Annotated in this window: 2 protein-coding genes; both read left to right on the top strand. The window is 73.0% G+C overall.

The window, feature by feature from the left end:
* The first annotated feature begins 2 nt into the window (after positions 1-2).
* Complete coding sequence (locus L810_RS38705; RefSeq protein ID WP_257009033.1) at positions 3-563, top strand: outer membrane lipoprotein carrier protein LolA; 561 nt, start codon at positions 3-5, stop codon at positions 561-563.
* On the top strand, positions 563-1886 hold a 1324-nt coding region (locus tag L810_RS38700), incomplete at its 3' end, for an MMPL family transporter (RefSeq protein ID WP_042978045.1). The genes L810_RS38705 and L810_RS38700, both read left to right, overlap by 1 nt.

Raw genomic sequence — 1886 nt, 5'->3', positions numbered from 1 at the left:
CGATCGCGCTGGCCGCCGCGCCCGCGCGGGCGGCCGACGCGGCGCCCGCGTGGACCCTCGACCGGCTGATGTCGACGCTCGCGCAGCACAAGTCGGGGCGTGCGACGTTCACCGAGACGAAGTACCTGTCGATCGCGACGCAGCCGGTCGAATCGTCCGGCGAACTCGTGTTCGTCGCGCCCGACCATCTCGAGAAGCACACGCTGAGCCCGAAGCCCGAACACCTCGTCGTCGACGGCGACATGCTCACCGTCGAGCGCAACAACCGCAAGTACACGCTCGCGCTCGCGCGCTATCCGGAACTCGGCGCGTTCATCGACAGCATCCGCGCGACGCTCGCCGGCAACCGCTTCGCGCTCGAGCAGGTCTACAAGGTCGCACTCGCCGGGCGCGGCGACGACTGGACGCTGACGCTCACGCCGCTCGACTCTCGGATGCTGAAGGTCGTCAGCACGATCACGCTCGACGGCACGCGCGACCTGTTGCGCAGCGTCGCGATCCGGCAGGCCGACGGCGACCGTTCGGTGATGCGCCTGCAACCCGCTCCGGCGAACCCGAACTGATGGACGAACGCACCCGGCCCCCGTCTTCGCCGGTCGCCCGCCGCCTGCACGCGCTGCGGCAGCGCGCGGTGCTCGTGTGGCTGCTCGCGCTCGTCGCGTGCGGCGTCGCGATCGGGCGCGCGCACTTCACGGCCGACCTGTCCGCGTTCCTGCCGCGTTCGCCGAGCGCCGGGCAGCGCGTGCTCGTCGACCAGTTGCGCGACGGCATCGTGTCGCGGCTGATCCTCGTCGCGATCGACGGCGGCGATGCGGCCACGCGTGCCGCGCTGTCGCGGCGCGTGGCCGGCACGCTGCGCGCCGACCCGCAGTTCGCGGCCGTGCACAACGGCGAAGCCTCGAACGACGCGCGCGACCGGCAGTTCATCTTCGATCACCGCTACCTGCTGAGCCCGGCCGTCACGCCGCAGCGCTTCAGCGCCGGCGGCCTGCACCAGGCGCTCGGCGACAGCCTCGACCTGCTGAGCTCGTCGGCCGGCCTCGTGGCCAAGGCGATGCTGCCGCGCGACCCGACCGGCGAAGTCGCCGCGCTCGTCGACCAGCTCGACGGCGCGGCGCAACCGGCGAGCCGCGACGGCGTGTGGGTGTCGCGCGACGGCACCCGCGCGGTACTCGTCGTGCAGACGGCCGCCGCCGGTTCCGATACCGATGCCCAGGCCCGTGCGATCGACGCGGTGCGCCGCGCGTTCGCCACCGCAAAGCAGGCCGTGCCGAACGCCGCCGCCACGCTCGCGATGACGGGCCCCGGCGTGTTCTCGGTCGACACGCGCGACACGATCCGGCACGACGTCGAACGGCTGTCGACGGCGAGCGTCGTGCTGATCGTCGCGTTGCTGCTGACGCTGTACCGTTCGCCGCGCACGCTCGCGCTCGGCTTGCTGCCGGTGCTGACGGGCGTCGCGGCGGGAATCGCGGCGGTCAGCGTCGCGTTCGGCACGGTCCACGGGCTGACGCTCGGTTTCGGTACGACGCTGATCGGCGAAGCCGTCGACTATTCGATCTACCTGTTCGTGCAATCGGCGCGGGCCGGCACACGCGGCGCGGCGCGCCCGGCGGACGCGACACGCGCGTGGGTCGCCGCGTACTGGCCGACGATCCGGCTCGGCGTGCTGACGTCCGTGTGCGGTTTCGCGTCGATGCTGTTCTCCGGGTTCCCCGGCCTCGTGCAGCTCGGGCTGTATTCGATCGTCGGGCTGACCGCGGCCGCGCTCGTCACGCGCTTCGTGCTGCCGCACCTGCGCGGCGAGCATGTCGCGATCCGCGACGTGTCGCGCATCGGCGCCGTGCTCGCGCGCGCGGCCGACGCCGCGCCGCGGTTGCGCTGGC

Source organism: Burkholderia sp. AU4i (assembly GCF_000466765.1).
Taxonomy (GTDB): Bacteria; Pseudomonadota; Gammaproteobacteria; order Burkholderiales; family Burkholderiaceae; genus Burkholderia; species Burkholderia cepacia.
This window is presented reverse-complemented; position numbering and strand designations above follow the sequence as displayed.